This window comes from Halarchaeum acidiphilum MH1-52-1 (genome assembly GCF_000474235.1).
Classification (GTDB): domain Archaea; phylum Halobacteriota; class Halobacteria; order Halobacteriales; family Halobacteriaceae; genus Halarchaeum; species Halarchaeum acidiphilum.
The window spans coordinates 1-4,387 of sequence record NZ_BATA01000106.1; the positions used below are offsets into that span (position 1 = coordinate 1).

A 4,387-nucleotide genomic window follows, 5' to 3' on the forward strand; every position below is an offset into this window, starting at 1 on the left:
GCTCACGCCGTCTCACCCCCGTCGTCGACCGCGTCCTCGGCGTCGTCGTCTTCGCCGTACTCGCCGAGTTTCCGCCATGTCCAGGCGACCACGCCCTCCGGTATGAAGACCAGGACGGCGAGGACGACCGCCCAGACCGCGGCGTACCGCGCGTTCGGGCCGAGGAACGACGCGAAGAAGTAATCGCGGAGGAAGACGATCAGGTACGCGCCACTGAGTGGGCCAAGGACCGTCCCCATCCCACCCATCGCCGACATCGCGATCATGTTCACGGTGTTCTTCACGTCGAGGACATTCGCTGGCGATACCGTTCCGTAGAAGTGCGCAAGCATGACGCCGCCGACGCCGGTGGCAATCGCGGAGAGCGTGAATGCCCAGAGCTTGAACTTCACTGTGGACAGCCCGGCCTCCTCGACGACGCGCTCGTTCTCCCCGATAGCCTTGAACACGCGGCCGACGTGGGAGCGACTCACGGTGTAGAGTCCAACACCCATGACGGCGGCGACGACGAGAGTGACGTAGTACATCGTGGTCACGTCGTAGGTGAATATGGGAACGGAGCCGATACCGAGCGCCCCATTCGTGTACGTCGAGAAGATCACCACGAGTTTCAGGCTGATGAACACGGCGACGAGAGTGATAAGCGAGAAGTAGGGGCCTCGCAGCCGTAGCGAGGGGAACGCGAACACCATCCCACCGGCGAACGCGACGAAAATCGAGAGCGGGATAGTCACGTACATCGGGACGCTCGGCGAGATGTTGTACGCAATCAACGCGGTCGAGTACGCCGCCAGACCCGCGATGAAGGAGTGCCCGAAGCTGACGTAGTCCGTGTGGCCACTGATGATGTCCCAGCCCATCGCCATGACCGCCCAGACTGAGCCGAGCGCGAGCGTGAACGCGAGATCGTTCGTCGCCCAGAGCGGCCCCGTCGCGAGGAGGATCAGGGAGACGGAGAGGAACGTAAGCTGATACCGGTTCGCGTCCGCGAGCAGCGCCGCACCCGCGCCGAACCGAGAACTTGAGCTACTCAACGTACTCCCTCCCGAAGAGGCCTTCCGGCCGGATCAGTATCACGACGGCGAGCAATAGGAGGGAGAATAATCCCCGGTAGGAGGGGTTGAACACTGTGACGGTGATCGTCTGAAGGTAGCCAATCGTCACAGCGCCGACGAGCGACCCGCGGATCGAGCTATCCCACCGATGATGACGATGATGAACGCGAGGTTCAATGGGTCGAACCACATCGTGGGGCTCGTCACCTGAAGCGACCCCCAGAAGACGCCAGCAAGACCGGCGAGACCGCCGGCGAGCAGCCAGGTAACGGCGTTCACGCGGTCGATGTTGACGCCGGTGAGCACGGCGCCCTTCTCCGTCATCGACGTCGCGAGGATGGACCGCCCAGTGCGGGTGCGGTTGATAAAGTATCCGACGAGCGTGAGCGCCGCAATCGAGATCACGAACGCGATGAGGTTGTTATAACTCACGCGCGTCCCGCCGACGGCGACCCCACCGGGGACGAGCGGAGCGAGCGATCGCGCTGACGAGGAGAAGAGCATTGTCGCGATCTGCTGGAGGAACAACGCAAGGACGAGCGTCGTCATGAAAGAGACAACGAGATCGTTCCCCTCCACGTACTGTACAACCCCCTTGTATACGAGGAAGGACGCTACTGACGCGGTTGTGATGCCGACGACGAACGCGCCAAGCGGCGGGAGAACGTAGTTCGACACCAAGAACGCGTAAGCGCCGACCATGATCAGCGCGCCGTGCGTGAGGTTGATCACGCCCCTGATCCCGAGGATCAGGGTGAACCCAATGGCGATCAACGCGTATACGGCGCTGATCATCGCGCCGTTGATGGCGATGGACGTTATGAAGGACATATCATGCTATCGGGGGGGAAGATTAGACCCACGGGGGTGCCTGGTGTTTCCCGGTCGCGTATTCCTTCGGCCAGACGGCAACCTTCTTTCCGCCGCTCCCGGCAAGGCCGTTGCCGTTCTCGGCTTTCTGCCACTGGCGTGCGATCATCGGCTGTTTGTCCTTTCCGTACTTAACGTCGTGGGCGTAGTCGGTGTCTCCGCTGGTGAACTGGATGCGACCACTCGCGCCCATGTAGTCGGTCTTTTCGAGCGCGTCGGAGATATTGTCGATGTCGCCGGTACGGACGGTACCGGCGGACTCAGCGGCCTGCTTGTAGACGTAGACGGCGTCATACGATCCCACACCCATGTACATCGGGAGCGCGGGCCGGGAGTCGTAGGTGTTACGGTACTTACTTATGAGGTGTTTCGTCTTGTCCGTGACCGTCGCGACGCCGCCGGGTGTGTACGCCGTTGAGTCGTAGAGCGCAGAGCCGTTCGTGTCGCCCCAGTAACTCGGCGACATTGAGGTAATATTGGTACCCTCCATGGCGAACGGGTACTTGTTCTGGTGCCACTTCTGGAGGAGGGACGTCCCGGAGGTGGCCGATCGCGTGGAGGAACACTTCCGCGTCGTTGTCCTCTGCCTTGTTGAGGATTGGCGTGAAGTCAGAGGTGTCCGGCGCGAACCGAGTGTTATAGACGATATCGAGGCCGTTCTGCTTCATCCGGTTCGCGGTGAGTGTGTTGAACTTCTTTGTCCAGTCAGCATCCTCACAGCCAATCGCGAACTTCGTCCAGCCGTGTTCGTCGTGGAGGAACTGTGCGTACTGCGCGAGCGCCTCTCCTTGGTGGATCGCGTTCACGGGCGATACCCTGAACACGTTCTTGTACTCCGGCATGTTGTCCGAAATCTTCGCTGTGATCTGCTGCGAGGACGCGCCTGTGTCGAGGTAGGGAACGTCTGACTGGCCAACTCGGTCGAGCGTTGCGAGCACAGCTTCACTCGTGAAGCCCCCAATAATAACGTTGACCTCCTCGCTATTGATGAAATTGTTGATGACCGTGCTCGCCTGCGAGGAACTCGCGTGGCTGTCCTTATGGATGAGATTGATCTTCTGCCCATTGATCCCCCCATTTCTGTTGATCTCATCTACCGCGATCTTAGCGCCGCGGTACGATCCTTTCCCGATGTCCATCTGCATCGGGGCGATATGTCCGAGCTTGATCTTTCCGCTCCCGCCACCCAGAGCGCTGCAGCCGGCGAGGCCCATCGCAACGCCGCCCGCACCTGCCGCCTTCAGGAAGTTGCGACGATCGATGCTGCCCCGACCGTCCGTGTTACTGTCTTTCATGGTGGAGTGCCGTTCTGTCATTCTGGAGCATCCGTAATAAATATTACCATAGTTCGTGATGATCATGGGTTCGTCGCCAATCAATTTCGAGTACGGACGCTCCTGAGGAGACCGTTCAGGTAGCCGACCGTGTACGTCCGTCCGAGGATACTCCCGAACTCCCAGCCCTCGTCGCCTTGGAGGAGCGGGACGTGATCCGGCGTCATCACGCCGTCGAAGCCGACGTCATCGAGCGCACGGACGACCGCGTACTCATCGTAGTTGCCCTCGGGGTCGTCGAGGAAGGTCTCGTGGAACTGAGGGACGGTTCCAACAACGTCTCGGAAGTGGACGTAGACGATGTCGTCCCCGCCGAACGACCGGATGATCTCCTCAACATCCTCGCCCATCTCCGACCAACAGCCGAGGCAGAGCTTTAGACCGTGGTTCGGGGAGTTACCCATCTCGAGCGCCCTCTCGAAGTTCTCCCGGTTCCTGAAGAGCAGGGGGACGCCGAAGAGTTCCTCGACTGGGGGGTCGCTCGGGTGTACGGCGAGCGTAACGCCCACCTCCTCCGCGACCGGGAGGACAGCATCAAGGAACTCCTGGTAGGCCTCCCAGAGTTCCGACTCAGTAACGTCGTGGTCGACGATCCGGCGTGGTTCGAGGTCGTCCTCGTCGTACGCAGAGGCGAGCGCGTCGCCGCGGACCGGGTACTCGCGGGTCGTGCGGACGGCGCCGTCGGGTGGGTGACCAGAGTAACCGAGGACAGGGACGCCCGCGGCACCCATGTTTCGGACCGTCTCCGCGATCACGTCGATCTTCTCCGCGCGCTCATCACCTGCTGCGAGGAGAATCTCGTAGAGGGGGACCGGCATTTTCTCGAAGGCGAAGAGCCGCATTCCCAAATCGTTGACTCGGTCAACGAGCGCCGTGAGATCAGTCTCCGACCACGCCTCCCCCATAGGCATCGACGACTCGAAGCCCTCGTGTCGGTGCGGGGTGAGAAGGACGTCCGAGACGCCGAGCTGCCGCATGAGGCGGATTCGGTCGTCCGTGAGTGGTTTGTACGTTCCGAGCGCCGAGCGCATCGGGTGGCCGTTGAACAATTCACTATCCTGACGCGTCTGCTGCATTTGCTGCGTGGACATCGACTAAAATCAGGAGTGACTGGACCTATATATTTTT

The 4,387-nt window shown here is 61.0% G+C and carries 6 protein-coding genes; all 6 read right to left on the reverse strand.

The window, feature by feature from the left end; genetic code table 11:
• Positions 1-2: 2 nt before the first annotated feature.
• Genes AOZ13_RS12895 through AOZ13_RS12915 form a run of 6 tightly spaced genes read right to left on the reverse strand, consistent with a single transcriptional unit; the run spans position 3 to position 4,350 of the window.
• Positions 3-1,034, reverse strand: a complete 1,032-nt coding sequence (locus AOZ13_RS12895) for a branched-chain amino acid ABC transporter permease (protein ID WP_020221304.1) — start codon at positions 1,032-1,034, stop codon at positions 3-5.
• Positions 1,027-1,164 carry a hypothetical protein gene (locus AOZ13_RS15130; RefSeq protein WP_234402882.1) on the reverse strand — a complete coding sequence of 46 codons (138 nt, stop codon included), beginning with the start codon at positions 1,162-1,164 and terminating at the stop codon, positions 1,027-1,029. Before AOZ13_RS15130 ends, AOZ13_RS12895 begins: the two co-directional genes overlap by 8 nt.
• Complete coding sequence (locus tag AOZ13_RS12900; protein ID WP_234402883.1) at positions 1,161-1,886, reverse strand: branched-chain amino acid ABC transporter permease; 726 nt, start codon at positions 1,884-1,886, stop codon at positions 1,161-1,163. The genes AOZ13_RS15130 and AOZ13_RS12900 overlap by 4 nt, the downstream gene beginning before the upstream one ends.
• Positions 1,887-1,908: 22 nt before the next feature.
• On the reverse strand, positions 1,909-2,391 hold the full coding sequence (locus tag AOZ13_RS12905) for a type 1 periplasmic-binding domain-containing protein (protein ID WP_148294600.1): 483 nt from the start codon (positions 2,389-2,391) through the stop codon (positions 1,909-1,911).
• A complete protein-coding gene (locus tag AOZ13_RS12910) occupies positions 2,279-3,286 on the reverse strand; it encodes an ABC transporter substrate-binding protein (protein WP_081641523.1) in 1,008 nt (335 codons plus the stop codon). The genes AOZ13_RS12905 and AOZ13_RS12910 overlap by 113 nt, the downstream gene beginning before the upstream one ends.
• Before the next feature lie 14 nt (positions 3,287-3,300).
• On the reverse strand, positions 3,301-4,350 hold the full coding sequence (locus tag AOZ13_RS12915) for a mannonate dehydratase (protein WP_148294601.1): 1,050 nt from the start codon (positions 4,348-4,350) through the stop codon (positions 3,301-3,303).
• Positions 4,351-4,387 lie beyond the last annotated feature (37 nt).

Coding starts and splice junctions, on each gene's coding strand:
- AOZ13_RS12900 (WP_234402883.1), bottom strand. CDS start 1,886: ATGTCCTTCATAACGTCCATCGCCATCAACGGCGCGATGATCAGCGCC.
- AOZ13_RS12905 (WP_148294600.1), bottom strand. CDS start 2,391: ATGTCGCCGAGTTACTGGGGCGACACGAACGGCTCTGCGCTCTACGAC.
- AOZ13_RS12910 (WP_081641523.1), bottom strand. CDS start 3,286: ATGATCATCACGAACTATGGTAATATTTATTACGGATGCTCCAGAATG.
- AOZ13_RS12915 (WP_148294601.1), bottom strand. CDS start 4,350: ATGTCCACGCAGCAAATGCAGCAGACGCGTCAGGATAGTGAATTGTTC.